Annotated in this window: 21 protein-coding genes and 1 pseudogene; 3 read left to right on the top strand and 19 right to left on the bottom strand. The window is 56.1% G+C overall.

Annotated elements, in window-relative coordinates; genetic code table 11:
• Positions 1 to 276 precede the first annotated feature (276 nt).
• Together INT32_RS17570 and INT32_RS17565 are read left to right on the top strand one after the other, a co-directional pair.
• A complete protein-coding gene (locus INT32_RS17570) occupies positions 277 to 1,710 on the top strand; it encodes an NAD-dependent succinate-semialdehyde dehydrogenase (protein ID WP_193090018.1) in 1,434 nt (477 codons plus the stop codon).
• Positions 1,711 to 1,991: 281 nt separating this feature from the next.
• A complete protein-coding gene (locus tag INT32_RS17565; protein WP_193090017.1) occupies positions 1,992 to 4,469 on the top strand; it encodes a membrane-bound PQQ-dependent dehydrogenase, glucose/quinate/shikimate family in 2,478 nt (825 codons plus the stop codon).
• 369 nt (positions 4,470 to 4,838) lie between these two features.
• On the opposite strand, the gene INT32_RS17560 is transcribed toward INT32_RS17565, so the two are convergent.
• Positions 4,839 to 5,624 carry an IclR family transcriptional regulator gene (locus INT32_RS17560; RefSeq protein ID WP_193090016.1) on the bottom strand — a complete coding sequence of 262 codons (786 nt, stop codon included), beginning with the start codon at positions 5,622 to 5,624 and terminating at the stop codon, positions 4,839 to 4,841.
• 191 nt (positions 5,625 to 5,815) lie between these two features.
• On the opposite strand from INT32_RS17560, the gene INT32_RS17555 reads away from it, so the two are divergent.
• Entirely contained in the window at positions 5,816 to 6,562 is a 747-nt protein-coding gene (locus INT32_RS17555) for an SDR family oxidoreductase (RefSeq protein ID WP_193090015.1), read from the top strand.
• Between the two features lie 348 nt (positions 6,563 to 6,910).
• Here the strand turns inward: INT32_RS17555 and INT32_RS17550 are convergent, their stop codons facing one another.
• The 18 genes and pseudogenes from INT32_RS17550 to INT32_RS17465 all read right to left on the bottom strand — a co-directional run bounded on the left by INT32_RS17550 (position 6,911) and on the right by INT32_RS17465 (position 26,487).
• Positions 6,911 to 8,416 (bottom strand): tripartite tricarboxylate transporter permease, encoded by a 1,506-nt coding sequence (locus INT32_RS17550; protein ID WP_193090014.1) that lies wholly within the window; start codon positions 8,414 to 8,416, stop codon positions 6,911 to 6,913.
• A 103-nt stretch (positions 8,417 to 8,519) separates the two neighbouring features.
• Positions 8,520 to 8,966: pseudogene (locus INT32_RS17545) on the bottom strand (tripartite tricarboxylate transporter TctB family protein); the annotation flags it as partial.
• Positions 8,967 to 9,070: 104 nt separating this feature from the next.
• Positions 9,071 to 10,060, bottom strand: a complete 990-nt coding sequence (locus tag INT32_RS17540) for a tripartite tricarboxylate transporter substrate binding protein BugE (protein WP_193090012.1) — start codon at positions 10,058 to 10,060, stop codon at positions 9,071 to 9,073.
• A 722-nt stretch (positions 10,061 to 10,782) separates the two neighbouring features.
• Positions 10,783 to 11,763, bottom strand: coding sequence for a branched-chain amino acid ABC transporter permease (locus tag INT32_RS17535; protein ID WP_193090011.1), 981 nt, complete (start codon positions 11,761 to 11,763; stop codon positions 10,783 to 10,785).
• On the bottom strand, positions 11,760 to 12,647 hold the full coding sequence (locus INT32_RS17530) for a branched-chain amino acid ABC transporter permease (RefSeq protein WP_193090010.1): 888 nt from the start codon (positions 12,645 to 12,647) through the stop codon (positions 11,760 to 11,762). The genes INT32_RS17535 and INT32_RS17530 overlap by 4 nt, the downstream gene beginning before the upstream one ends.
• A gap of 85 nt (positions 12,648 to 12,732) precedes the next feature.
• On the bottom strand, positions 12,733 to 13,929 hold the full coding sequence (locus tag INT32_RS17525; RefSeq protein ID WP_193090009.1) for an ABC transporter substrate-binding protein: 1,197 nt from the start codon (positions 13,927 to 13,929) through the stop codon (positions 12,733 to 12,735).
• 45 nt (positions 13,930 to 13,974) lie between these two features.
• On the bottom strand, positions 13,975 to 14,694 hold the full coding sequence (locus INT32_RS17520) for an ABC transporter ATP-binding protein (RefSeq protein ID WP_193090008.1): 720 nt from the start codon (positions 14,692 to 14,694) through the stop codon (positions 13,975 to 13,977).
• Positions 14,691 to 15,464 carry an ABC transporter ATP-binding protein gene (locus INT32_RS17515; RefSeq protein ID WP_193090007.1) on the bottom strand — a complete coding sequence of 258 codons (774 nt, stop codon included), beginning with the start codon at positions 15,462 to 15,464 and terminating at the stop codon, positions 14,691 to 14,693. Before INT32_RS17515 ends, INT32_RS17520 begins: the two co-directional genes overlap by 4 nt.
• A gap of 368 nt (positions 15,465 to 15,832) precedes the next feature.
• Complete coding sequence (locus INT32_RS17510) at positions 15,833 to 16,192, bottom strand: helix-turn-helix transcriptional regulator (RefSeq protein ID WP_193090006.1); 360 nt, start codon at positions 16,190 to 16,192, stop codon at positions 15,833 to 15,835.
• On the bottom strand, positions 16,176 to 16,691 hold the full coding sequence (locus INT32_RS17505) for an SRPBCC family protein (RefSeq protein ID WP_193090005.1): 516 nt from the start codon (positions 16,689 to 16,691) through the stop codon (positions 16,176 to 16,178). The genes INT32_RS17510 and INT32_RS17505 overlap by 17 nt, the downstream gene beginning before the upstream one ends.
• Before the next feature lie 155 nt (positions 16,692 to 16,846).
• Positions 16,847 to 17,755, bottom strand: a complete 909-nt coding sequence (locus tag INT32_RS17500) for an aldose 1-epimerase (protein ID WP_193090004.1) — start codon at positions 17,753 to 17,755, stop codon at positions 16,847 to 16,849.
• 36 nt (positions 17,756 to 17,791) lie between these two features.
• On the bottom strand, positions 17,792 to 18,604 hold the full coding sequence (gene otnI, locus INT32_RS17495) for a 2-oxo-tetronate isomerase (RefSeq protein WP_193090003.1): 813 nt from the start codon (positions 18,602 to 18,604) through the stop codon (positions 17,792 to 17,794).
• On the bottom strand, positions 18,604 to 19,599 hold the full coding sequence (locus INT32_RS17490) for an Ldh family oxidoreductase (RefSeq protein ID WP_193090002.1): 996 nt from the start codon (positions 19,597 to 19,599) through the stop codon (positions 18,604 to 18,606). The genes otnI and INT32_RS17490 overlap by 1 nt, the downstream gene beginning before the upstream one ends.
• Before the next feature lie 306 nt (positions 19,600 to 19,905).
• Positions 19,906 to 20,535 (bottom strand): bifunctional 4-hydroxy-2-oxoglutarate aldolase/2-dehydro-3-deoxy-phosphogluconate aldolase, encoded by a 630-nt coding sequence (locus tag INT32_RS17485; RefSeq protein WP_193090001.1) that lies wholly within the window; start codon positions 20,533 to 20,535, stop codon positions 19,906 to 19,908.
• Positions 20,536 to 20,671: 136 nt separating this feature from the next.
• Entirely contained in the window at positions 20,672 to 22,081 is a 1,410-nt protein-coding gene (locus tag INT32_RS17480; protein ID WP_193090000.1) for an FAD-binding oxidoreductase, read from the bottom strand.
• Positions 22,082 to 22,335: 254 nt separating this feature from the next.
• Positions 22,336 to 24,120, bottom strand: coding sequence for an IlvD/Edd family dehydratase (locus INT32_RS17475; RefSeq protein ID WP_193089999.1), 1,785 nt, complete (start codon positions 24,118 to 24,120; stop codon positions 22,336 to 22,338).
• A gap of 33 nt (positions 24,121 to 24,153) precedes the next feature.
• Positions 24,154 to 25,179: a TRAP transporter substrate-binding protein gene (locus tag INT32_RS17470; protein WP_193089998.1), complete on the bottom strand. Its 1,026-nt coding sequence runs from the start codon at positions 25,177 to 25,179 to the stop codon at positions 24,154 to 24,156.
• 27 nt (positions 25,180 to 25,206) lie between these two features.
• Positions 25,207 to 26,487, bottom strand: a complete 1,281-nt coding sequence (locus INT32_RS17465; RefSeq protein ID WP_193089997.1) for a TRAP transporter large permease subunit — start codon at positions 26,485 to 26,487, stop codon at positions 25,207 to 25,209.
• Positions 26,488 to 26,496 lie beyond the last annotated feature (9 nt).

Here is a 26,496-nt window from a genome sequence, read left to right as displayed (position 1 = left end):
GGCGATTATGAACCCTGGCGCCGCGAACTGCAACTGACTTGCACGACCTGGCAACTGACGCAGATAAGCGCGAAGAGCGACTTTTTCGGTTTACCCGCAATATGATCAGATGAAAAATATTTCATTACTGCCTGCTGCGCATGCAAAATTGCGCCAGTCCGTTTATTATCGGGATAGGCACAAGAATATAAAAAAAACCAACCCTATGCGGTACTGTCGCGTGCGATGGTGCGGCGCATTTTTATGTAAATACCACAGACACAGAAAGGATAAGTAATGAGCCAGTATGAAGCACTCAGTCTTTACATTGATGGTGAGTTTCTTTCAGGAGACGGTCGTACCACGCAGGATGTCGTCAACCCCGCTACCGGCGAGGTGCTTGGGCAATTGCCGCATGCCAGCGAAGCAGATCTGGATCGCGCCCTCAAAGCAGCCGATCACGCCTTCCAGACCTGGAAACATAGCTCTCCCATGGATCGTTCGGCCATTTTGCGCAAGGCCGCTGAACTGGCTCGTGAACGGGCACAGGATATTGGCCTGAACCTGACACGAGACCAGGGCAAGCCACTGGCCGAGGCCGTAGGCGAGATTGTCAGCTGCGCCGATCATTGCGACTGGCATGCCGAAGAATGCCGCCGCATTTATGGCCGTATCGTGCCGCCACGCAACCCGGCGGTACGCCAGCTTGTCGTGCGCGAACCCATTGGCGTATGCGCTGCCTTCACTCCATGGAACTTTCCATTCAATCAGGCGATCCGCAAGATTTCCGCAGCCATCGGCGCAGGCTGCACCATCATCCTGAAAGGTCCGGAAGACGCGCCCAGTGCCGTGATGGCCATCGCCCGCATTTTCCACGACGCCGGCCTGCCCAAGGGCATCCTGAACATTGTCTGGGGCGATCCGCCAAAAGTATCCGATTACCTGATCCGCTCGCCGATCGTACGCAAAGTGTCGTTCACCGGCTCCGTTCCCGTGGGCAAGCAACTGGCCGCACTGGCTGGCGCCCACATGAAACGCATCACAATGGAACTGGGCGGGCACTCTCCGGTGCTAGTATTTGACGATGCGGATATTCCAAAAGCCGCCAAAATGCTGGCCAAATTCAAGATCCGCAACGCTGGCCAGGTATGCATCTCCCCTACTCGTTTCTACGTACAGGAAAAGGCCTATGACCAGTTTCTGTCGGTATTTGTCGAGACCCTCAAAGGAGTCAAGGTAGGCGATGGCACCGCCAAGGACACGGAAATGGGACCGCTGGCTCACGAGCGTCGTGTCGGCGCCATTTCCTCTTTCGTCGAAGATGCCCGCAAGGGGGGCGCGACCATTGAACTGGGCGGCGATCCGCTGGGCGGCCAGGGATACTTCTTCCCACCGACCGTGGTCACCAATATCAGTGACGAGTCCCGCCTGATGACCGAAGAGCCGTTTGGCCCGATCGCGCCGGTGGTGCGTTTTTCCGATACGGACGAAGTGATCAAGCGCGCCAACAGCCTGCCTTTCGGCCTTTCTTCATATGTGTTCACCACATCATTGCAGACCGCCACCAAGGCATCCAATGAAATCGAAGCGGGCATGGTCAACATCAACCACTTCGGCGTTGCCCTGCCCGAAACGCCGTTTGGCGGCGTCAAGGACAGCGGCATCGGCAGTGAAGGCGGTACCGAAACCTTTGACGGTTATCTGGTAACCAAATTCATTACCCAGGTCTGATGACGCCTGACCGGGCTCTTGCAGCCTGGTCAAAATGATATTGTGTATTGCCGGCGCCCCGAAAGGGGTGCCGGTTTTTTATGGCCGTTGCGGCCCATGCCAATTAACATATGGGAACGAATGTCCGTGCTCACGACCCGGTTATTTGACATACAGCGGTGCTAGAATGACAAAATCGGATTTGACACGGTGCTGGCCATGCCTGCTGCTTTGTTTTCAGGACATGTTGTAAGTGAGCATAGTGTCTATGACAAATATATTATCAACAAACGGAGCAGATCATGAACGCCATCGCGGCATTACTCACGCTACTTTCCGGCCTGGCACTTGCCGTCGGAGGCGGTTGGCTGTTGTCACTTGGAGGCAGCATCTATTATGTGTCTGCGGGTATCGTCCTGCTGATTACGGCATTTCTTCTGTTCAAGCGCCGCCCCTTCGCTCTTGTGCTATACGCTGCCTTCCTGATTGGCACGGCCGTATGGGCGTTTTTCGAATCCGGCTATGACTGGTGGCCGCTGGCTGCCCGTCTGGGTTTTTTCCTGATTCTCGGCCTTATCCTGCTGTTGCCTGGCGTTGCACGCCCGCTGCGCAGCCGTCTTGAGTCCGATCGTCGCATGGCCGCAAACGAGGCCACCAACTCCAAAGCTGTACTTGCTGTTATAACAGTCGTAATTGCGATCGGCACGCTGGGCAGTATCGCCAACCCAACGCATGAAATCGACGGTCAATTGCCCGATGCCGTAGTGAGCGCAGAGCCGGACATGGGCAACAACGCCCACACCGGGGATAACGACTGGCACGCCTATGGCCGCACGGGTTACGGCCAGCGCTATTCGCCGCTGGACCAGATTACACCGGACAATGTGAGCAAGCTGAAACTGGCCTGGTCCTATCAGACAGGCGACGTCAAGCTTGAAGGCGATACCAATGAGTTCACCTACCAGGCAACGCCAATCAAGATAGGCAATACGCTTTACCTGTGCACGCCGCATAACTGGGCGATTGCACTGGACGCCGATACCGGCGAGAAAAAATGGGAATACAAGGCCGATGTGGTGGCCGATGGCCAGCGCCAGCATCAGACCTGCCGCGGCCTGTCCTACTGGGCCGGTGATGGCGCCGCAACGGGCGCTGCAGCGTCGACAGCAGGTGAGACCGCAACGGCAACCGCCGACAATGGCCAGGCCGATGCGACAAGCCCGACACCCGCCCCCGCTGTGCCTGTGACAACAGCCGATTCCGGCGCCGCTTGCAGCACCCGTCTGTTTCTGCCAACCGCCACAGCCAAGCTGATTGCGCTGGATCCGCAAACAGGCGAAGTCTGCAAGGATTTTGCCGATAACGGTGAACTTGATTTGACCCACAACATGCCCTTCAAGCAGCACGGGTATTATTATTCCACCTCCCCACCGGTGGTTGCCGATGGCAAAATCGTGGTGGCTGGCGCAGTCAATGACAACTATGATATCAACTCGCCCTCCGGCGTGATCCGGGCCTATGACGCTCGCACCGGCAAGCTGTTGTGGAACTGGGATTCGGGCAACCCCGACGATACTGCACCATTTGATCCGAACAATCCGGATCAGAAATACACGGTAAGCTCGCCCAACAGCTGGTCTGTCGGCAGTGTCGATGAAAAACTGGGTCTGGTGTATTTCCCCATGGGTAACCGCACACCGGATCAACTCGGCCAGTACCGCAACGAGCATGAGGAAAAATATGCATCGTCGGTGGTCGCACTGGATCTGAACAACGGCCAGGCCAAATGGGTTCACCAGTTCATTCACCACGATCTATGGGATATGGACTCGCCCGCCCAGCCCAGCCTGATGGACATCAACACCGCCGAGGGTGTCGTGCCGTCAATGGTTGTGCCCACCAAACAGGGTGATATATTCGTTCTGGACCGTCGTACCGGCGAGGCCGTGTTGCCGGTACGCGAAGTCAAGGCGCCACAAGGCACGATCGAAGGTGAACACAGCGCGCCGACACAACCGGAGTCGGCATTGAACTTCAAGCCCGATCCCCTGACCGAAGGCAAAATGTGGGGTGGTACGCCGTTTGATCAGCTGTGGTGCCGCATCCAGTTCAAGTCCCTGCGCTACGAAGGCCAGTACACGCCGCCCTCACTGCAGGGAACGATTGTATATCCGGGCAACTTCGGCGCCTTTAACTGGGGCGGAATCGCTGTCGATCCAAAACGCCAGGTCATGTTCGGCATGCCCCTGCAACTGGCGTTCGTATCCCAGCTTGTGCCCAAGGAAGAACTGGGTAAAGATGTGCAGATGAACGTGGGCGAACAGGGCGTTAACAGTAATGAGGGTGCGTCGTATGCAGTCAATATGCATCCGTTCCTGTCGCCTCTGGGTGTACCTTGCCAGCAACCACCGTGGGGCTTTGTGGCCGGGGTAGACCTGCGCACCGGCCAGACGGCATGGCAACACAAAAACGGCACGATTGCCGACCTGTCACCGCTGCCGTTGCCCATTACAATGGGTGTGCCGGGCATTGGCGGCCCGATGATCACCGGTTCGGGCGTGGTCTTCATGGGCGCTGCCGTAGATGATTATCTACGGGCCTATGATCTGACGACCGGCAAGGTATTGTGGAACGCCCGGCTGCCAGCTGGCGGACAGGCAACCCCCATGACTTATCTGAACAGCAAAAATGAGCAGATGGTCGTGCTGGTTGCCGGCGGCCATGGTTCGGTCGGCACCAAACTGGGCGATTACGTCATGGCCTACAAACTGGCCCAGTAACCAGCCAGTGCAACAGGGACTCTGCCGCAGCAGGTACGGCTGGCGACAGAGTCCCTTTCCATACTCACTGACACATACTGTCTGTGCCGACACGCCATTCCTGCTCCACTTCTTTCCTGCCCCGCTTCTCTCCTGTTCCGCTTCTTTCCTGTTCCGCTTCTTTCCTGTTCCGACTCGTCCCAAACCGCTCCCCTGTTCTCGGATCCGAGAGAATCTGTTACGGGCGCAGCCTGCAAGTCGATACAAAGAAACTTGGCGACAACACCCACAACCGATACGCAGCCGTGTCTTGCGGTGATCACCGATCAAGGTAAGCGTTCTGCGTTGCAGGTTCGTGCTGCTGGCTCCATCTTGTACGCCAACAGCGCGTTATTCATGGCCCAGCCGGCGCGAGATGCGCTCTGCGGTATCGAGCAGCATCGGGCGTATGGCCTCTGCCGAGGGGGCCTGCAAGGCATCAATACGAGCGATGTGTGGCACATTGATGGCGGCAATGACCTGTCCGTGCTCGTTGCGCACGGGCGCAGCAATATTGGTCACGCCCTGGATCTGTCGGCTTTTCATGACCGAATACCCCGCTTTCCTGACCTTGGCCAGTTGCCGGCGTAATTGCTCCTCGGGCAGGATGAGTTCGCCATCTGTCGGCACGTGGGTCTGCAGCATGCGCGCGCGTTCCTCGTCATCACAGAAGGCCAGCAGCACCTGCCCCGACGAAGTATCGCCCAACCCCATTTCGGTCCCCAGTTTAAGGCTGAGTGACCATCTGGCCGGGCTGTCCACCTGGGCGATGATCACCAGTCTGCCCTGGCGGTAAATGCTCAGATGACAGGACTGCTGGCTGTGCACGGCCAGCTCCTGCAACAGTGGAACGGCGCATTCGGTCAACTGGCGAACCGGATAATGCCGATGGGCCAGATGAAACAGCCGCAGTGTCAGCGTGTAGCGATCGCTTGCATCTGCGGCAATATAGCCGAGTTTTTCCAGCACAATCACCATGCGGAAAATTTCACTGACCGAGCGCGCGAGCCTGGCGCTCAGTTCATTCATGGTGCAGCCATGGGTGCTCTCGCTCAGCACTTCAAGAATGGCCATCCCTTTTTCCAGCGCGGGCGCCGAATAACGCGATGGGTTGGCGGCGGACGTATTTCCAGTCATAAAATAAGTGTTTTACTAATAAAAGTGATGCCTGAGTATACGAGGTTTTGCCAAGGACCGGCCGGGCATTGGGGTAAATCCTCAGAGACAGAAAGACGGCGATGATTGAAGCGCTCCAACTATTCCGGTAAGATAACTTTGTTTATATATCAAAACAACTTTTATTAATGAAAACGCAAGGAGGATCCCCCATGGGACAACGTCTGGCAGGAAAAACCGTACTTATCACCGCAGCAGGCCAGGGCATAGGCAGGGCGACAGCGGAACTGTTCGTCAGGGAAGGCGCCAAAGTATATGCCACCGATATCAACGAAGCACTGCTGGCTGAACTCAAGGGTTGTGAAACGCGCAAGCTGGACGTAACCAAACCCGAGCAGATTGCAGCCCTGCACAAGGAAATCGGCGGCGTGGATGCCCTGTTCAATTGCGCCGGGTATGTGCATGATGGCAATATTCTGGGATGTGAACCCAAAGACTGGGATTTTTCCTTTGATCTGAACGTGACTTCCATGTATCACATGATTCGCACCTTCCTGCCCGACATGCTGGAGAAAAAACAGGGATCCATCATCAATATGGCCTCTGCTGCGTCAAGCGTCAAAGGCGTGCCCAACCGTTTTGCGTACGGCACGACCAAGGCGGCGGTTATCGGGCTGACCAAGGCGGTGGCAGCCGACTACGTCGGCCAGGGCATCCGTTGCAATGCAATCTGCCCGGGCACCGTGGAATCGCCGTCACTCAAGGACCGGATTGCCGGTCAGGCCAAAAAATATGGCACGTCTGAAGATGAGATGCGCGCCAACTTTGTATCGCGCCAGCCTATTGGCCGCGTCGGCCGTCCTGAAGAGATCGCTTATCTTGCCTTGTATCTGGCGTCCGATGAATCCATTTACACCACCGGCACCACGCAGATTATTGATGGCGGCTGGTCGCTGTAATTGCGCATGCCGGTTTTTCTGAACCGGCATGCATTAGAACGGTCCTCATCCGAAAAGAACCATGTTTTGCCTGCCAGTCAGACACGGGGACGCTGGCAATCGTCGTACGTCGCATAAAAATACGGCAACGCTGCTTTGCATGCAATAAGGCAGTTGGCATCTGTTAAGAAACAATAAAGCGTGCTCACCTGGCAGTTGGCACGCTTTATTGCTGTAATTTTCAGGCCATCGGCTTTATTGTTCAGGCCATTGTTCCCAACAGAGACAGACAAAAAAATCCCCGCCTGATCGGATCCTGTTGTTTTTAACTACAGACCCGGGCGGGGATTATTCTTTCAGAACGCGGTGTTAATCTTCTTCGACGAAGGTTTGGTCGCGTTTCTTGCGGATCGACGGGATGGCCACGATCACAACCAGAATGGCTGCTGCGATAAGCAGTGACATGGACAGCGGCCGTGTGACAAAGGTAGTGAAATCACCTCGTGACAGCAGCAGGGCACGACGGAAGTTCTCTTCCATCATCGGGCCCAATACCAGTCCCAGCAACAGCGGCGCACCCTCGCATTTGAGTTTGCTCCAGAAATAGCCGATGATACCGAAGATAGCCATCACATAGATATCGAACACGTTATAGTTCAACGAGTACACACCTATCGAGCAGAACAGCACAATGGCCGGAAATAGCATGCGGTAGGGCACTTTGAGCAGCTTGACCCACAGACCGATCAGTGGCAGATTCAGAATCACCAGCATCATGTTACCGATCCACATGGACACGATCAGACCCCAGAACAGATCGGGGTTGCTGCTCATTACCTGAGGACCAGGCTGAATATTGTGAATGGTCATCGCACCCACCATCAACGCTGTTACGGCGTTACCTGGAATACCCAGTGTGAGCAGGGGAATGAACGAAGTTTGTGCAGCGGCGTTGTTGGCAGACTCAGGGCCGGCCAGACCGGCGGGATGGCCCTTGCCGAAGCGTTCCGGATTCTTGGAAAGCTTTTTCTCCATGGTATAGGAGGCAAAGGACGACAACACAGCACCGCCCCCGGGCAGGATACCCAGCGAGGAGCCCAGCAACGTACCGCGCAGAACGGCGGGCGCCGCTTCCCTGAATTCCTGTTTGTTTGGATACAGGCTGCCGATCTTGTCAGTAATATTGACGCGGTTTTCCTTTTGCGCCAGATTGTTCATGATTTCGGCCAGGCCGAAAACACCCATGGCAACCACGGCAAAGTCAATGCCATCCTGCAGTTCGGGAATGCCGAAGTCAAAGCGGGCAACGCCTGAGTTCACATCGGTACCGACCATACCCATCAGCAGACCCAGCAGAATCATGCAGATGGCTTTGGGCAGGGAGCCTGAAGCCAGCACCACGGCGCCGATCAGACCCAGCACCATCAGCGAGAAATACTCGGCGGGCCCGAACTTGAAGGCCACCTCAGCCAGTGGTGGTGCGAACGCGGCCAGCAGGACTGTTGCAAAGCAACCGGCAAAGAAAGAGCCCAGTGCGGCGATCGAAAGCGCCGCGCCTGCTCGCCCGTTCTTGGCCATCTGGTGGCCATCGAGCACCGTGACCACCGCCGAGGTTTCCCCCGGGAGCGCCACCAGAATAGCCGTGGTCGACCCCCCGTACTGAGAGCCGTAGTAAATACCGGCAAGCATAATCAAACCGGCAACAGGAGGTAGAACGTAGGTAAGCGGCAGCAGCATCGCAATGGTAGGGACAGGGCCGATACCGGGCAACACGCCGATCAATGTTCCGAGAATACAACCGAGCAGCGCATAAAGGAGGTTTTCAGGCGTGAACGCCACCGAAAACCCCAGCGCCAGGTGTTCAAATAGTTCCATAATGTTATTTTCCTTTGAGACGACGTGCCAGCGTCACAACAGCAATGATGAGTGACAGAGGGACGAAGATCTGCGCGAGCAGAGACCATTCGCCGAAAGGGACTGGCAGCAATGGGAAAATCAGGCCGAGCCCCTTGATGAACGCCAGCCAGGTGAACAGCGTGAGGAAAATGGCATTGAAAATCGCGATCTTGAGACTGAATTCATGACTGGCCAGGCTGCTGAAGATGATCAGCAATGGAACGGAAATGTACAGTCCCAAGTGGTTCAGCATGAGCCCGAAAATCGAAATTGAACCGATGATCAGAAAAAGAATGTCCCAGTCGAAATGGCCGATATCCGTGTCTTCTTTAGGCTTGCCTCGCAGCGAGGTCATAAAGACAATAGCGCCAAGGAGAGCCAGGCAGACGCCCAGCCAGAATGGAAAATAACCCGGACCCATACGGGCTGGAGTACCCATGTCATACGCTCCGGAGAACAGGGCAAAGCCCACGCCGATAACGATGAACATGATTCCTGCCCAAAAATCCTGTTGACTTTTGATGTGCATATACTAAACCTTCGTTTTTAATTTACTTTGCGCAAGGAAATGCTGCGGTCACGGTGCAGCCGGGATGCCCAGTCCCAACTGCACTTGACGGTCAGCCTGCTGCGTCAGTCGAGCTTGATATTGCCTTTCTTGACGACGTCCTTGGCCCAATCGAATTGTTGCTGGATTTCCTTGCCGAACTCTTCAGGCGAGTTACCGGAAGCAAATGCGCCCTGTTTCTCCAGCGCTTCAACAACTTTGGGATCTTTCAGTGCTTCTACAGCCACACTGTTGAGTTTATCGATCACTTCCTTGGGTGTGCCGGCAGGGGCCAGAAGGCCATACCAGACAGGCTGATTCAGGTTTTCGTAACCAAGCTCAGCGAAAGTGGGTACATCTTTGAGGGCAGGCAAGCGCTCTTTCCAGGCGATTGCCATAGGCCGCAGGTTGCCACCTTGGATCTGGGGTAATGATGAAGGCAGATTGTCGAACAGGATTTGTATCTGTCCGCCGACAGCGTCGGTTACGGCAGGGCCCGAGCCACGGTAAGGCACGTGCACGATATCGGTTTTGGTGGTTTGCTTGAAGGCTTCTCCGAACAGGTGCAACACGCCGCAGGTGCCTGAAGAACCATAGGAATATTTGCCCGGGTTGGCCTTGACTTCTTCAAGAAAAGCCTTGAAGTCTTTGGAAGGAAACTTGGGGTTAACTTCCAGGATATTGGGTACATTGGCGAAGTTGACCACGGGTGCGAAATCTTTCAGCGCATCGTAGCCCAGTCCGGTAGGTTTGCACGCAGGATTGACCGCCATGGTGGAGACGGTGGCAATGGACAGCGTATAGCCATCTGATTTGGCGCGGGCCGCTTCAGTTGCGCCCAGCGCACCGCCTGCGCCACCTTTGTTTTCGATGACCATGGGTTTGCCCAGGATATCACTCATTTTTGTCGTAACAATACGAGCGACGATATCGGTAGAGCCGCCTGGTGCAAAGGGCACAATGACGCGGATAGGTTTACTTGGATAATCCGCAGCCTGTGCAGAGCCCACGGCTACGGCACTCAGGCAAAGGGCGGATGTAACAACTGAAAAAAGGGTACGCTTTTTCATTGACATTCCTTAGTTATAGAATTCTCGGAGATGGCATCATTACAGATGAGATCCTGGCGGATTTAATTTAAACACCGTGGCCGATTGCGCGCACTTGGCTTCAATTAAAACAAGATAGTATTAAGGAACATGCACTAGAAGCAAGCCCTAATATTTGAACCTAGGGTAATTGCGGAGACATTGATGCCATGTAACCGTGCAGTAGTGTGATGCCTTGGTGCCTTTGTTTAAGCAGGCATTCAGCAATACGACATAGGTGATATTACAACTGGTATGGACACGCTTTCCGCGATTGCCTGCAATTGCACATCAAATACCTTCAGGCTTACACATATGTGAAACAATCGAACAATGTAAGTCGTGCGAGCCGGTTTCATTTGTCTGATATCCTATCTTGCCATGCTGCCTTATTTTGTCGTGCCCATCTGTCATGCACCATTGGGCATTTTGTACACCATCCTGATCGCGACCGCTCCCTGATTTTTCCGTTCTGTATGAACAACACGAAACGGGCAGCCTTGCAAACTTATGGTTCTGGCCATGCACCCTGGATAAGTCCGTATGTCGCGGGGGGATTATGCGCGCGATGACCCCATCACCCGGGGACCAGTAACCCAGGCCAGCGCAAGTCGAACCGGTCACCTGTATATATCAGCGGCAAATAAAACAGCCCGCTGAAGCGATTTCAGGCGGGCTGCAGGCATTTGCGGTTCTGCCGCAGAGGGTGGCTAGTGCTTCTTGCGATTTGCCGGCAGCAGGGCCAGCAGCTCACCGACAATACCCTTGCGGAAAGCCATGACGCACAGAATAAAAATCAGCCCCATGACAATGGTGACCGACTCGCCCAGCGTCTGAAACCACTGGATGCCGGTAGAGCTGGCCAGCATGCGTCCAATCTCGCCGATTTTGTTCTCGATAAACACCACGATCAGCGCGCCGATCACGGGTCCGGTAAAGGTGCCCACGCCGCCGATCAGGGTCATCAGAACGACCGTGCCCGACATCTGCCACATGGCGTCGGACAGCGTTGCTGAAACAAACACCAGGGTTTTGGTGGCGCCGGCCAGTCCTGCCAGGCCAGCAGACAGTACAAAGGCCAGCAATTTGAACTTGTCGACGTCATAACCGAGTGAAACGGTGCGTGGTTCGTTTTCCTTGATCGCATGCAGCACCTGGCCAAATGGCGACTTTACGGTGCGCCAGCAGATGAAATAACCGATCAGGAAAATGACGATTACCAAATAGTAAAGATTCAGATCGTTGCTCAGGTCTATCATGCCAAACAGCTTGCCGCGCGGTACGCCTTGCAGGCCGTCTTCGCCGCCGGTAAAGGGCGCCTGCAGAAAATAGAAGAAAACCATCTGCGACATGGCAAGTGTAATCATGGTGAAATAGATGCCGCTGCGCCGTATGGCCAGCCAGCCCACGATCAATCCCATCAGGGCTGCGATGATGACGCCAAAAATAATACCCAGTTCCGGCGTCAGGCCCCAGACCTTGATAGCGTGGCCCGCGGCGTAGCCGGCGCCACCAAAGAAGGCAGCATGACCAAAGGAGAGCAGGCCCACATAGCCCAGCAGCAGATTGAACGCGCAGGCAAACAGCGCATAACAGAGGATTTTCATGACGAAAATCGGATAGACACCCAAAGCAGGCAGAAAGGCCAGTGCCAGGGCAAAAACCAGCAAGGCAAGCAGTTGGCGGTTCATTTCACTTTCCCGAAGAGTCCGGCAGGACGCAATAACAAGACAATTGCCATAATAATGAAGACGACCGTACTGGACGCTTCCGGCCAGAATACTTTGGTCAGCCCTTCAATAACGCCCAGTCCGAGACCAGTGACAATAGAGCCCATGATGGACCCCATGCCGCCAATCACCACAACAGCGAACACGACAATAATAAGATTCGATCCCATCAGTGGGGATACCTGCAGCACCGGTGCGGCAAGGACGCCGGCAAAACCGGCCAGGGCAACGCCAAAGCCATAGGTCAGGGTTACCATGAGGGGAACATTGATTCCGAACGCCTCCACCAGTTTCGAGTTTTCAGTGCCGGCGCGCAGCAACGCACCCAGGCGGGTACGCTCAATCACGTACCAGGTCACCAGGCAGACGATGATCGAGGCCACGACGATCCAGCCGCGATAGATGGGCAATACCATGAAACCCAGGTTGACTGCGCCACGCAATGATTCGGGGGTGGGATAGGGTTGTCCGGAGACGCCGTACATGCTGCGGAAAATGCCTTCGATGACCAAAGTCAGGCCGAAAGTAAGCAGCAGACCATATAAATGATCCAGCTTGTACAGATGACGCAGCAGCAGCCGTTCGATAATAATGCCGAGCAGGCCCACAACGAGCGGGGCGACAATCAGCATGACCCAGTAGTTCAGGCCCAGAAACTGCAGGCCCATCCACGCCACGAACGCTCCGAGCATATACAGTGCGCCGTGAGCGAAGTTGATCACATTGAGCAGGCCGAAGATCACGGCAAGGCCAAGCGATAGCACTGCATAAAAAGAGCCGTTGACCAGGCCCAGAAGAATCTGGCCCAGAAAAGCAGCAAGGGGTATGCCAAAAATGGTAATCATATTTCAATGACTGCGTCAGTTTAAATAATATTCATGAATCCGGCAGACGCCCGATTGGTACGCCTGCCAGGATAGGCCTGCAGGATCAGAGCTTGCAGGTTGATTCGCTTTCCGGTCCGAAGGCTTCATCGCCCGGAACTTTTTCCACAACCTTGTAATAATCCCAAGGCGCTTTGGATTCTTCCGGTGTTTTCACCTGCATCAGATACATGTCATGCACTACCAGGCCGTCCTTGCGGGTCACGCCGTTTTTCATGAACATGTTGTTGATCGTGTTGGACTTGAACCACTTGATGATTTCATCGCCGTTATCGGTCTTGGTTTCTGCCACGGCTTTCAGATAGGTACCCACTGCGGCATAGTCACCGGCCTGAATGAAAGACGGCTTGCGTTTGACTTTGTCTTCGAATTTCTTGGACCAGGCACGCGACTCATCATCCTGATTCCAGTACCAGGCGGACGTCAGATACAGGCCCTGTGTGGTTTTCAAACCAAGCGAGTGAACGTCGTTGATGAACACGAGCAGTCCAGCCGGCTTGATGGCGGGGAAAACACCGAATTCGCTGCCGGCTTTCATGGAGTTGATGAAGTCGCCACCGGCATTGGCCAGGCCCATGATCTGTGCGCCCGAAGACTGCGCTTGCAGCATGTAGGAGGAAAAGTCTGTGGTTCCCAGCGGCACCTTGACCGAACCGACCACCTCAGCCTTGTTTGCCTTGAGCACCGTAGTCGTATCGGCTTCAAGCGAGTGACCGAAAGCGTAATCGGCAGTCAGGAAGAACCATTTGGTGCTGCCCTGTTTGACCACGGCGCCACCGGTTACATTGGCCAGCGCCTTGGTGTTGTAGGCATAGTGAATGGTGTAGGGCGTACAGTTGGCACCGGTCAGGGCGGTAGTACCGGGACCAATGGCAATGTAGGGCACTTTCTTGCCGGCGGCAACGGCTGCAGAAGCCAGGGCGGTGGCCGAATTGGTACCACCGACAATCATGTCTACCTTGTTCTGGTCAATCCATTGCCGTACGCGTGCCGAAGCTACGTCGGCCTTGTTCTGGTGATCGGCGGTGAGCAGTTCGATTTTCTTGCCGTCGATCGCGCCGCCGGCCTCTTCAATGGCCATCTTGATGGCTTCCACACCGGCCTTGCCATCGATGTCGGAATAGACGCCTGACATATCGGTAATGAAACCAATGCGGATGACGTCATCAGAAATGCCCGCAGCCATGGCCTGGGTGCCCAGCGAGGCCAGAGCAAGCGCACAAAGTTTTTTTGTGAGTCTCATCGTTACTCTCCAATAGATATTGATTAATTGTTGTTGATTGAAACGTTAAACGCCAAGCAGCTCGTTTAACGTATCCTGTTTTGCAGTCAGTTGTGCAGCCGGAAAAGCTTCTACGATTTCACCGTGTTCCATCACATAGAAATGATCTGCCAGAGGCGCGGCAAAGTGAAAATTCTGTTCGACCATGATAATGGTCAGCCCCTTTTGCTTGAGCGTGGTAATCATGCGGGCCAGCGCCTGCACAATGACCGGGGCCAGCCCTTCGGAAATCTCGTCCAGCAACAGGATGTCGGCACCGGTGCGCAGGATGCGCGCCACCGCCAGCATCTGCTGCTCTCCGCCCGACAGGCGTGTGCCGGGTGAATTGCGACGTTCTTTCAGATTCGGGAACATGGCGTAGATTTCATCCAGCGACATGGCGTTGGCCGCGGCCTTGTCGTTTTTCAGCGGCGGTGGCAGCAGCAGATTTTCTTCACAACTCAGGCTGGCAAAAATGCCGCGTTCTTCCGGGCAATATCCAATACCCAGGTGAGCAATTCTGTGGGTCGGCAGGCCGATGGCTTCTGCCCCGTGAATCCGCACGGAACCCTTGCGACTGCCGGTCAGCCCCAACATGGCGCGCATGGTCGTGGTGCGGCCGGCGCCGTTACGGCCCAGCAGCGTCACCACACTGCCTTTTGGCACGGTCATGTTTACGCCGTGCAGAATATGCGACTCGCCATACCAAGCATGCAAATCTTTTATTTCAAGGGCAAGGGCGCTCATGCGTGCGCTCCCTGCAGTGCGGCGTCGGCTGTGCCCATATAAGCTTCCATGACGGCAGGATTGGTTGAAACCGTTGCGTAGTCGCCTTCGGCCAGCACGGTTCCGCGCGCGAGCACCGTAATACAATCGGCAATAGAGGAGACGACATTCATATTGTGTTCGACCATCAGAATGGTGCGACCGGCACTGACTTTCTTGATCAATTGCGTGACGCGGTCCACGTCTTCGTGTCCCATTCCCTGGGTAGGTTCGTCCAGCAGCATTAATTCGGGTTCCATCGCCAGCGTCGTGGCAATTTCCAGCGCGCGCTTGCGACCATAGGGCAGGCTGGAAGTAATATGATCCTGGAAATCGAGCAGATCGACTTCTGCCAGAAGTGCACGGGCACGATCATTGAGTTGGTTCAGCGACGCATCGCTTTTCCAGAAATGAAACGAGGTGCCTTCTTCGCGCTGCAGTCCGATGCGTACATTTTCAAGTACCGTCATGTCCGGAAACACGGCGGAAATCTGAAAGGAACGAATGATCCCCTTGCGTGCAATCTGAGCAGGTTTTTCAGATGTAATATTCTGACTGTTGAAAAAAATCTCGCCCGATGTTGGCGTGATAAATTTTGTCAGCAGGTTGAAGCACGTTGTTTTGCCCGCACCGTTAGGGCCGATAAGCGCATGGATGGACCCTCTTTCCACCCGCAGATCAACAGCATTTACTGCCACAAAACCAAGGAACTCCTTGGTAAGTTTCTTTGTCTCTAATATTAGATCTGTCATATTCTTGTCTTGTGAAACCCGCAAGAAAGCAGGTGGTTCACCCGCTGCCATTTGTAGCGGACAGTATGCTTACGAACACGTCAATTTGCTATTAGTGCTAACCATAGGTGAATGAACTGCGATATGGTTTGCTGTCTGAACACGGCGGCTTCAAAGAAGATTCGACAAAAAGGCCGGTGTTGAAAACATTGTGCTTGATGCGTTATACAACATTTTTTTACAGATGCAACGCCTGATGCAGCTGTTCCGGCCGCAAGCCTGTGCATGAGCAGACCGATACTGACAGCAATGTCGCGCAAAAAATGGCCTGCAGCAATGTGCCAGGGCATAAATGGCGCCACCCGCCGGCCCATGGGTTCGGGTGTGTTTCAATTGTCTGACGGACCGGTCTCGACAATGTCCCGCAGGCGACCGATGGCCCGATCCCAGCCGGCCGCGATGCCGCCCAGAAAGGCATGGGCTTGATCCAGTCGTTGCCGATCCAGCGCATACAATACCTCGCGACCCCGTCGCTCATGCACCACCAGCCTTGCATTTTCAAGGACCAGCAAATGCTTGATGATGGCCTGGCGCGTGACGTGCGCATTCACCGAAAGGCGTGTGGCCGATTGCGCGCCTTGTTCAACCAGCCGCTGCACCAGCGCAAGCCGGGTGCCATCGCCAAGCGCAAAGAACACATCGGCAATGTGCTGATCATCAGCAATGGTTTGATCAATCTCGCTCGACATATTGCTTCACGTTCCGAACCTGCTCCTCCCAGCCGCCTGTGTTCATCAGGAAGGCGCGTGCGCGACGGTGTGCTGGTACGTTGTCGAACCCGGACTCGGTAATCGTAAGCTGCGTGCCGCCTGCAACGGGTTCCAAGCGAAATTCGACCAGGGTGGTGGGCTCGTTGTGGGGATCGGCTTGGGCATCGATACCGAAAGGGATCCAGCGAAAGCTGAAGTATCGCTCTGGCTCTATCGTCTGCACCGTGCAGAACGTCGTAGACTCTTGCGGCAGGTTGACTGGGGCTGGTGCGACGCCAGCCTGGCGTTGATATTGCTTGATCACCGCTTCGTCCAATGGGCCAGTGTATTTGCCCCGAACTGTCCCGGCCTCGATAAAGGGCCCTTCCAGGGCGACCCCGAACCACTGCCCGAATTCCTGTGCATCGGTCAGGGCGCGCCACACCCGCGAGACGGGCGCGGCGAGCGTGACGCTTTTTTCAATCTGGTTTGAAGACATGTGCTCCTCCTGTTCATGTGCAACCAAATGGTTGCACTAAGTGTAAAACAGGAAAATCCAATAGGCAAATGTTTTTTGCTGCACCGATCGGGGCAACACGGGTCTGGCCCATAGGCAATTCGTGTAACTGCTTGCCCGGGCTGCCTTGACCAGCACTAGTCACTGAAGGCTACTTCAAATGTCATCACCGAGGTAAGCGATTGCCCCGGCTCCAGCGGTTGTCCGCCCACCTGAGTCGGGCCGTAGCTGGCGTTCAGATTAAACGCATCGGACGTATTGCTGACCGGCTCGGCGCAGAACCAGTCCTTGCCCGGCGGGCTATAGACCACCAGGAAATCCAGTGGCTGCGTCGCGGTCATGCGCAGGGTTCGTCGCTCGTTGGGCCAGTGGATGTCGGCCACGTGATCCCACGCAGTGAAGGGATGATCGAAAACATGCCGATCGATCGCAATACCCTGTTTGAGCGCATCGGTATCCGGATGCATGGCCAGATTCAGCGGCATGACCTCCTCGTCGCTGATCCAGGCCTGGCCCACGCCTGCTGTCAGAATCGTATTGGGATGACGCACGAAATAGGGATGGTGCCCCATCCCCACCGGCATGACGCGGTGGCCGGTATTGGTCACCGTCAGGTGCACTTTCAGTCTTAGCGGCTCCAGTACGAAACGCTGCTCGGCAACAAACGCGTAGGGCCAGGCATCCGGCGCGTGCGTATAACGTATGACCAGCTCATTTTCCTGCTGTGATTCCACAGTCCAGGGCTTGTTGCGCACAATGCCGTGGATGCTGTGCGGCGAGTCGGGCTTGGCCGAAGGGTAGGTCACGCGCTGGCCTTCAAATTCGAAGGTGCCATTGCGCAGCCGTCCGAACCAGGGCAGCAGCGGAAAGCTGGACATATCGGAGACCAGACCTTCGTCGATTGCCTGCTGTGAAGCATCTCGCAACCATGGGCATATGACGTTATCAATGTGATGCCGATAACCGCAAATCGCCCCCCCAATATGAGGCGCGACAATCAACTCGGCCTGGTCGGCACGCAGGGTAATCAGTTTCGTTTTACTCATTCCGTGTCCTTTTTGTGCAATATATATATGTCAGGTTCAGGCTGCCTGCGCCGCCGCTGCGGCAGACGCCCAATAGCGCTGCAGCCAGCCGAGCCCGTCTCGGGTGCCGCGGGCCGGCCGATACTCGCAGCCGATCCAGCCGTCGTAGCCCAGCGTCTCGAGCTGCCGGAACACATAGGAATAATTCAATTCTCCCGTATCGGGCTCGTGCCGGTCCGGTGCGCTGGCAATCTGCATGTGGCCGAGCTGCCCGGTGCCGAGCGATTGGCCAATATGACGAGTGACATCGCCTTCGGTGCGCTGGCAATGGTAAAGATCCATTTGAATACGCAGGTTATCCATGTTGATCTGCGCCAGCACCTCGCGCGCCTGTGCCTGGCGGGACAGAAAATAACCGGGCATATCGATCGGATTGATCGGTTCGATCATCAAATCCAGACCGGCGCCCTGCAGAAGCGTGGCCGCTTTGGACAGGGTGTCCAGATACTGATCGTGCGCGGCGGCATGCGTCCCCTGGTCGTGCACGATTCCGGCCATGACATGGATGCGCGGCACACCCAGAATCAACGCGTAATCAATGGCTTTTTTCACGCCATCCAGGCATTCGGCCTGACGGCCCGGCAGGCAGGCCAGCCCTTTTTCGCCGGCAGCCGCAACGCCCGCCGGCGCATTGATCAGCACTTGCTGCAAGCCATGATCCTGCAGCCGACGACCGATGGCATCGGCCTCTTCATCATAAGGGAACAGACATTCGACCCCTTTGAAGCCATCCTGCGCCGCCTGGGCGTAGCGGTCCAGGAACGGCACCTCGGTGTACAGCAAGGACAGGTTTGCAGCAAATTTCAGCATTACTGATACCCCATTTGCGCCAGCAGGCTGTCGGGCACCGTGAGGCCCTCTTCTTGCGACCTATTGGCCAGATCATGACGGCGCGCGCCAGGCAGGCGGACGCCGTCATCTTCCAGCATGGCGGCGATCAGGTCTTCCAGGCGATTAAAATACGTCTGCTGGCCGGCCAGGGCTTGCGGATCGATCAGTATGAACACCTGGCCCAGCCTGGGTTCGTTGCCGGTGTCATCGTAAAGCGGATCGGCCTCGTAGCCGAAATTGGCCCCGGTAAGCGCCACGCAGAGCACCTCGACCATCAGGGCCAGCATTGACCCTTTGACGCCACCAGCAGCCTGCATACTGCCTTTGAGGGCTGCCTTGGCATCATTGGTGGGCCGGCCTTCGCTATCGAGCGCCCAGCCATCGGGAATGGGTTTATCATCACCTGCGGCCAGGATGACTTTGCCCCGGGCTACCTGCGACAAAGACAAGTCAATCACCACCGGCTCGGCCTGCTCGCGCGGAAAAGCCGCGGCAATGGGATTGGTTCCAAACAGCGGACGTTTGCCGCCCCACGCCGTGATGGCCGATGGTGAGTTGCTGAAGGCCAGCCCGATCAGTCCGGCATGGGCCACCGGCTCCAGATGGTAGGCCGCCATGCCGAAATGATGGCTGTTGGTCACGCCAGCAATGCAAATACCGGTCTGCTTTGCCTTTTCTATCGCCGTGGTAATGGCCAGTTCGCATGCAGGAAAGGCCAACCCGGTGCGCGCATCAACCAGCAGTGCCGATGGTTTTTCCTGCACAATTTCCGGTTCTGCTCCCCCGTCGGCCCGTCCGGAAGACAGGTGCAGCGCGTAACTGGGTACGCGCGATACACCATGCGTGGCAATGCCGTGCGCATCTGCAAAGACCAGTGCCTTGGCGGTTGTCTCGGCCATGGCCGGATTGGCGCCGGCGGCGGCCAGTGTGTCCTGTGCCAGGGTGATCAGGGAAGAAAGTGAAATTGTGCTCATGCTGCCTCGTCCATATTGTTGTGTGTCATCCGTGGCTGTGCTGCGAGATATTCGCAACACGACCTTTTTCAACCTAATGATAATTCAGGAAGGGCGGGCACTGCCGCAGATCGCCAGGCGCACCGCCAATTTGTCGGCGCATGCATGAAATTGGGTGGGGCGTAGCGACAATAAGCAACCTCGCGCGGGCAGGCTGCTGTTTTGTCGGAAAAATAAGGAGGGTTAATAAAGCGGATCAGGGCGAGCTGCCGACCAGTGGCAGACCAGCGAGCTTGCCACCCTGCCGTGCGGCCCAGGATCAGGCCATTAGGCCTGGCGTGCCTGTGCCAATGCGGTAGCGGCCAGCGCCGTGATCCCTTGCCAGTCGCCCGCCAGCACCAGGTCTGCGGGCGCCAGCCAGGAACCGCCTACGCAGGCGACGTTGGGCAGTGCCAAATAAGTCGCAGCGTTTGCCGCATGAATCCCGCCGGTAGGGCAAAAAACAATATCGGGCAAGGGGCTGTGCAGCGACTTGAGCAATGGCACCCCGCCTACTGCCTCTGCCGGAAAAAGCTTTTGGGCGGCAAAGCCGGCATCAAAGGCGTTCATGGCCTCGGTCGGCGTAGCAACCCCTGGCAAAAACGGGACCCGGTTTGCGGCCAGGGCCGGCAACAGTGCCGCAGGCAGGCCAGGCGACACCGCAAAGCGTGCACCGGCCTGCAGCGCCGCTTCCAGCTGATCTGCGTCCCGTACCGTGCCAACGCCGATCAATGCTTGCGGAAATGCGTTGACCAGTTCGCGCACGCCATCGAGTGCGGCGGGCGTGCGCAGTGTGATTTCAAATGTGTTAATGCCCCCGTCCAGCAGTGCATGGGTGACCTGCAGGGCCTCGTCAACCGACTGAATGACCATGACCGGCATGACCGGGCCTCGCTTGAGAATGGCAAGTGTATCCACGACAGTATTTCCTTTGTGATTAATCTCGCCTGGCACGGGTTCGCTTCGAATAAACGCCGCGTCACGGGAGTGATCTTGAGCCGGGCGTGGGCAGCAACCTGCTGGCAACCACCCGCGCCATTAGTTCAATTGTGATTTACGCATCCCAGGAAACCAGTTTACCTGGATTGAAAATATTGTTCGGATCATAAGCATGCTTGATCAGCCGCATCAATTGCAATGCATCCTCGCCATGTTCTTCTTTCAGAAACTCCATTTTATGAATGCCCACGCCGTGCTCGCCCGAGCAGGTGCCATCCATGCGAATGGCGCGCGATACCAGCCGGCGATTGATGCCTTCAGACATCTCCCATTCTTCGCGGCTATCAGGGTCAATCAGCATTTGCACATGGAAGTTGCCATCGCCCACATGCCCGACGATGGTGTACGGAAAGGGCATGCCCTCGAGCTCCTGGGCCGTTTCACTGACACACTCGGCAAGCCGCGAAATCGGCACACAGACGTCTGTCGCGACCGAACGCGAACCAGGACGCAATTGCAGGCCGGAGTAATGTGAATTATGACGGGCCGTCCACAGGCGTTTTCGATCTTCGGGCCTTTCGGCCCATTCAAAGTCCATGCCGCCGTTATCCTTCGCGATTTCCTGCACGATCTCGGCCTGCTCGCGCACGCCGGTTTCGCTGCCATGAAATTCAAACAACAGTAGCGGTGTTTCCTTGAGCGTGAGCTTGCTGTAGGCATTGACTGCCTTGACCGCCCGCGTATCCATGAATTCGACCCGGGCAATGGCCACGCCCGACTGCATGATTTCAATCACCGACTGCACTGCAGACTCCAGCGTGGGGAAATTGCAGATGGCTGCTGTCACCGCCTCGGGTTGCGGGTATACACGTACGGTAACCTCGACAATAATGCCCAGTGTGCCTTCGCTTCCAACGAACAGGCGGGTCAGGTCGTAACCCGATGAAGACTTGCGGGCCCGGCTGCTGGTACGAAGCACCTTGCCCGCAGCCGTCACCACTTTCATGGAGACCACATTCTCGCGCATGGTGCCGTAGCGCACGGCATTGGTGCCCGAAGCCCGCGTGCTGGTCATGCCCCCGATGGATGCGTGAGCGCCGGGATCGATAGGGAAGAACAGACCCGTGTGCCGGATTTCCTCATTGAGCTGCGTGCGAATAACGCCCGGTTGCACAGTCACGGTGAAGTCTTCGGCATTGATGGCCAGCACTTTGTTCATCTCGGTAAAGTCCAGCGTAACGCCACCCTCGATGGGCAACACGTGCCCTTCCAGCGATGAACCGATGCCAAAAGGAATGACCGGTACTTTGTACTGGTTGCAGATTTTGACAGCGTCGACCACTTCATCGGTGTCGCGCGGAAAGATGACTGCTTCAGGCGGGCACACGGGATACGGAGACTCGTCGGTACCGTGGTGTTCACGCACGGCCATGGAAGTAATGAAACGCTCGCCGAAGCGCTGGCCAAAAGCGGCAATGGCCGCTTCGGGAAGGGTACGAATGGCTTTCTTGTCCAGAACTGTCATAATATGCTCGCTGCCCTGCTGTTGACTAAGTTGTATGACACATGCAAGGCGTCAATAATAAATGAAAAAATGACAGACATGATGCATGCATGTCTGCCTGTAGCGGCGCTGCAGCGCAATGCGACCAGCGTTTGCACAGACTTGGGCGCCATGGACTTGCGCTGCAGCCCGCTGCCATTGGGTTGCTATTTGGTTGCCATCTGGTCGCTATCTCGCCGCCAATATAGCAGACGAAATAGCTACGATAAATGACATTAATGATTATCGCGCGATTCGCCCCGCGTCTGGATGATATCTACATAAGCGGTCGCCGCTTCCAGACATGCGCCATCGCCCTGCTGGCCCACCATGCCGCGGTAAATTTCCTCCCACGGCGTCATGTTCAGCAACTCCGGTTTTACCCAAGCGGCACGCCGTGCCTGCAGTTCCTCTTCGGCAATCAGGACATCGACGCGACAGGTGTTCAGATCTACCCTGACGATATCACCGGTGCGCAGCAAGGCAAGCCCGCCGCCGACCACCGACTCGGGCGAGACGTTCAGAATGGACGGGCTGGCCGAGGTACCGCTCTGGCGACCATCGCCCATGGTGGGCAGCGTATCTATTCCCTTGTTGAGCAGATAAGCCGGGGGCTGCATATTGACCACTTCAGCGCCCCCCGGATAGCCCACCGGACCGCTGTTGCGAATCACAAGTATGGATTTGTCGTCAATCCCCAGCGCCGGATCTTCAATACGATCGTGATAATCTTCCGGCCCTTCAAAAACCACTGCCTTCAGGTCCATCACGTTCGGGTGCGCCGGGTCAGACAGGAAACGGGCGCGGAATTTTTCGTCGATCACACTGGTCTTGATGACCGCATTGTCGAACAGATTACCGGTAAGGACAACGTAGCCTGCGGCTTCTCGCAACGGTGCGTTGTAGGCGCGAATCACTTCGCGATCCGGGGTTGGCACGGCCGCCAGGTTATCGGCCAGCGTTTTGCCGGTCACGGTCATGGCCGTACCATCCACTTTACCGGCATCCAGCAGCTCTTTCATGACGGCCGGCACACCACCGGCACGGTGGAACGCTTCCCCAAGGAAACGCCCCGCAGGCTGGCAGTCTACCAACAATGGAATTTGCGGACCCAGACGCTGCCAGTCTGCCAGCGTGTGATCAACACCCATATGGCGGGCAATCGCTACCATGTGAATCGGGCAGTTGGATGAGCCGCCCAGTGCCGCAGCCGCGACCACCGCATTTTCAAAGGCGGCGCGGGTCATGATATCGGACGGACGCAGATTTTCCCGGACCATATCGACAATGCGGCGACCCGTTTCATAAGCCATCCAGCCCCGCTCCCGATGTGGTCCAGGAATGGCTGCACAACCGGGCAACGACATGCCAAGGGCTTCGGCCAGGGAGTTCATGGACAGCGCTGTGCCCATGGTATTGCAGTGGCCCACCGAGGGAGCGGATGAGGCCACATTGTTCATGAATTCTTCATAACCAATCTCCCCAGCAGACAGGCGCTTGCGCGCATCCCAGACAACAGTGCCGGAGCCCGCCAGCTTGCCTTTCCACCAACCGTCGAGCATGGGGCCGCCCGACAAGACAATGGCAGGAATATTGACGGTGGCTGCCGCCATCAGGCAGGCGGGCGTGGTTTTGTCGCAACCAGTGGTCAGCACTACGCCATCTAGCGGATAGCCATGCAGAATTTCGACCAGGCCCAGATAGGCCAGATTGCGATCAAGGGCCGCGGTCGGACGTTTACCGGTTTCCTGTATGGGATGAACTGGAAACTCCAGTGGAATTCCGCCCATATCACGAATGCCATCACGCACCCGCGTAGCCAGCTCCAGATGATGGCGGTTGCACGGCGATAGATCGGAACCCGTCTGGGCAATGCCGATAATGGGCTTGCCCGACTGCAGCTCTTCCCTGGTAATACCGTAATTCATGTAGCGTTCGATATACAGGGCAGTCATGCCTGGATTGGCCGGGTTGTCAAACCACCGGCGGCTGCGCAAAGGCGTTTTTTCTGACGTAGACATAACGGGTTCCTTCTATTTCAATTGTAATAATACTCAGGCGCCGGAAGCCTTTTTTGCTGCTTCCAGTACACCATCGACTGTTTCGTTGCCAATCTTGGCTTTCAGGCTTTCGACAATCGGCGCAACTTTCTCACGAATCTTCTCTTTTTCCTCGGTAGAGAACTCGGCCACCTTGACATCGTGTTCTTTCAGGTACTTGAGCGCATCTTCATTGCCCTGGCGGCTGGCTTTGCGCTGGAATGCCTGACTGTCTTCGGCTGCCTGCACAATGACATCTTTTTCATCCTGGGACAGCTGGTCAAACCATTTTTTGGATGCCAGGAATACAAACGGCGTGTACACGTGGTTGGACAGCGTCAGGTATGGCTGAACCTCATAGAATTTGCTGGTCTGGATCGTGGACAACGGATTTTCCTGGCCATCTACTGTTTTGGTTTCCAGCGCAGTGAACAATTCCGTAAACGGCATGGGAATGGCGTTGGCGCCCAGGCCCTTGAACACGCTCAGGGCGACCTGGTTCTGCATCACGCGCAGCTTGATGCCATTGATGTCTTCCAATTTGGAAATTTCGCGGCGGGAATTGGTGATATTGCGAAAGCCGTTTTCCCAGTAGTTCAGTCCGATCAGACCCTTGGCCGGCAATTTGTCCAGCAGCTTCTTGCCTTCCGGGCCATCCAGCACCGCGTCTGCCACTTTTTCATTGTCGAACAAAAACGGCAGATCAAATACCCCAAATTCAGGAATCAGGCTGGCAATAGGAGCGGTGGACACAAATGTGATTTCTCCGGAACCGCTGATCAAAGAATTGATCAACTGTTCATCAGGGCCCAGGGCGCCGTTGCCGAAGGTCTTGACCTTCATTTTGCCATCGCTCAGCTTGCTGACCACTTCGGCAAAGTGCGCCGAAGCCTTGCCGGTCGGGCTGTCATCGGCCAGGCCATAGCCAAAACGGATAATACGTGGTTTGATGTCCTTGGCCCATACGGCCGCCGAACCCATGCCTAGCAGCGCTACTGCTGTCAGGCTCACAACGGTCTTTTTCAAAGTCTTCATTTTCATCTCCAGGATATAGGTATAGTTTGCAGATCAATAGAACCAGTTCATCGGTACCGTGACAATCTGCGGGAAAAGCACAAGCAGCAGAATCAGCAGGGCGTAGGCCGTCACGTATGGCCATACACCCTTGATGATATCTTCCATGCGAATGCGGGCGACGCCGCAGACCACATTCAGCACGGTTCCTACGGGCGGCGTCAACAGGCCGGCGCAACCGACCATGATGAAGATCACCCCGAAATAGGTTGGATCGATGCCGGCTTCCTTGATGACAGGCATCAACACCGGCGCCAGAATCAGGATTGTCGGCGTCAGGTCCATGGCCGTTCCAACCAGTATGAGCAGTACCACCAAGGCAAGCATCAGCAAGGTGGGCGAGTCAACCAGCGGGCCCAGCAAAGCGATGAGTTCCTTGGGCAGATCGGCCAGCGTAATCATGTACGACGTAACCAGAGCCGCAGCCACCAGGAACATGACCACACTAGTGGTGGTTGCCGCATTGACCAGCAGTTGCATCAAGTGTCGTATTTTGATTTCGCGATACACAACCATGCCTACAAACAGCGCATAAACAGCCGCCACTGCTGCTGCCTCTGTCGGCGTGAAAATGCCAAAGCGCAAGCCGCCGATAATGATGACTGGCAGCACCAGCGCCCAGCCCGATTCACGCAATGCCTTGGCCCTGACAGACCACGGTTCCTTTGGAAAGGGCTGGAAACTGGTGGAGCGGCGCGCTACGAACGTCCATACCATGACCAGTGTCAGCCCCATCAATAGCCCGGGCACAATGCCGGCCATGAACAGTTTGGTAACCGAAATATTGGCGGCCACCCCGAAAATAATGAATGAAATGGACGGCGGAATGATAGGTGCAATAATCCCACCAGCGGCGATCAGGCCGCAGGACTGTTTCAAATCATAGCCACGATTGCGCAACATGGGCACCAGCATAGCGGCCAGCGCTGCCGAATCGGCAACGGCCGAACCCGAGAGGGCGGCTAGCAACACACTTGCCATAATCGCAACGTAGCCCAGCCCGCCATGCACGTGGCCGACCAGGGAGCTGGCCAGCGTGACCATGCGCCGCGACATGCCGCCGGCATTCATGGCTTCGCCGGCCAGCATGAATAGCGGGACGGCCATCAAGGAGAAATTATCGGCGCCGGCCAGCATGTTCTGCGCCAGAATCTGCACGTCGAAGAAGTCCAGATAAAACATCAGGCCGATGGCCGAGAGCAACAGCGCAAAGGCGATTGGCATGCCAAATGCCATAAAGCCGAGCAGCACGGAAAGAAATATGGTTACGGTCATGTTGGTTTC

The organism is Advenella sp. FME57, assembly GCF_014897675.1.
Classification (GTDB): domain Bacteria; phylum Pseudomonadota; class Gammaproteobacteria; order Burkholderiales; family Burkholderiaceae_B; genus Advenella.
Note: the sequence above shows the minus strand (reverse complement) of the source record. Positions and strands in the feature narration are given on the sequence as shown.

Coding starts and splice junctions, on each gene's coding strand:
- INT32_RS17480 (WP_193090000.1), bottom strand. CDS start 22,081: ATGACAGTTCTGGACAAGAAAGCCATTCGTACCCTTCCCGAAGCGGCC.
- INT32_RS17570 (WP_193090018.1), top strand. CDS start 277: ATGAGCCAGTATGAAGCACTCAGTCTTTACATTGATGGTGAGTTTCTT.
- INT32_RS17470 (WP_193089998.1), bottom strand. CDS start 25,179: ATGAAAATGAAGACTTTGAAAAAGACCGTTGTGAGCCTGACAGCAGTA.
- INT32_RS17565 (WP_193090017.1), top strand. CDS start 1,992: ATGAACGCCATCGCGGCATTACTCACGCTACTTTCCGGCCTGGCACTT.
- INT32_RS17520 (WP_193090008.1), bottom strand. CDS start 14,694: ATGAGCGCCCTTGCCCTTGAAATAAAAGATTTGCATGCTTGGTATGGC.
- INT32_RS17560 (WP_193090016.1), bottom strand. CDS start 5,624: ATGACTGGAAATACGTCCGCCGCCAACCCATCGCGTTATTCGGCGCCC.
- otnI (WP_193090003.1), bottom strand. CDS start 18,604: ATGCTGAAATTTGCTGCAAACCTGTCCTTGCTGTACACCGAGGTGCCG.
- INT32_RS17525 (WP_193090009.1), bottom strand. CDS start 13,929: ATGAGACTCACAAAAAAACTTTGTGCGCTTGCTCTGGCCTCGCTGGGC.
- INT32_RS17505 (WP_193090005.1), bottom strand. CDS start 16,691: ATGTCTTCAAACCAGATTGAAAAAAGCGTCACGCTCGCCGCGCCCGTC.
- INT32_RS17535 (WP_193090011.1), bottom strand. CDS start 11,763: ATGAACCGCCAACTGCTTGCCTTGCTGGTTTTTGCCCTGGCACTGGCC.
- INT32_RS17515 (WP_193090007.1), bottom strand. CDS start 15,464: ATGACAGATCTAATATTAGAGACAAAGAAACTTACCAAGGAGTTCCTT.
- INT32_RS17500 (WP_193090004.1), bottom strand. CDS start 17,755: ATGAGTAAAACGAAACTGATTACCCTGCGTGCCGACCAGGCCGAGTTG.
- INT32_RS17550 (WP_193090014.1), bottom strand. CDS start 8,416: ATGGAACTATTTGAACACCTGGCGCTGGGGTTTTCGGTGGCGTTCACG.
- INT32_RS17475 (WP_193089999.1), bottom strand. CDS start 24,120: ATGTCTACGTCAGAAAAAACGCCTTTGCGCAGCCGCCGGTGGTTTGAC.
- INT32_RS17540 (WP_193090012.1), bottom strand. CDS start 10,060: ATGTCAATGAAAAAGCGTACCCTTTTTTCAGTTGTTACATCCGCCCTT.
- INT32_RS17490 (WP_193090002.1), bottom strand. CDS start 19,599: ATGAGCACAATTTCACTTTCTTCCCTGATCACCCTGGCACAGGACACA.
- INT32_RS17465 (WP_193089997.1), bottom strand. CDS start 26,487: ATGACCGTAACCATATTTCTTTCCGTGCTGCTCGGCTTTATGGCATTT.
- INT32_RS17555 (WP_193090015.1), top strand. CDS start 5,816: ATGGGACAACGTCTGGCAGGAAAAACCGTACTTATCACCGCAGCAGGC.
- INT32_RS17530 (WP_193090010.1), bottom strand. CDS start 12,647: ATGATTACCATTTTTGGCATACCCCTTGCTGCTTTTCTGGGCCAGATT.
- INT32_RS17510 (WP_193090006.1), bottom strand. CDS start 16,192: ATGTCGAGCGAGATTGATCAAACCATTGCTGATGATCAGCACATTGCC.